The following is a 379-nucleotide window of genomic DNA, read 5'->3' on the forward strand; positions in this document are numbered from 1 at the left end:
ACCGATGATAGTGATGATCCAACGGATCCAACCGATACGGATAACAATGGAGATGGCGAGCCAGATGATCCAACCGATACAGTGATTCCACAGAATCCATCGATGAGCATCATCAAAGAGAGCAGTTTAGACTTAGGTGCGGATGGTGTTGTTAGTGTAGGCGATGTGATTACCTATACCTACACCGTAAGCAACACAGGTGATGTGACCTTATTTGATGTAAGTGTAGTGGAGAATGCTGCCGACTTTACCGGAACAGGGACTTTACCAACACCAGTTTATCAGAGTGGAGGTGCCGACTTAGACCTAGAGGCCGATTTAGAGGATTTAGCCGTAGGCGCAGGAACGATAGTATACACAGCCACATATACCATCACAC

1 protein-coding gene is annotated in these 379 nt (G+C 46.7%); it reads left to right on the plus strand.

The features are described 5' to 3' along the window. Positions 1-379 (plus strand): DUF7507 domain-containing protein (locus KWG70_RS17725; RefSeq protein WP_230937374.1); only part of this gene is annotated, 379 nt, incomplete at both ends.

The sequence above is a fragment of the Psychroserpens luteolus genome, assembly GCF_021032705.1.
Classification (GTDB): Bacteria; Bacteroidota; Bacteroidia; order Flavobacteriales; family Flavobacteriaceae; genus Psychroserpens; species Psychroserpens luteolus.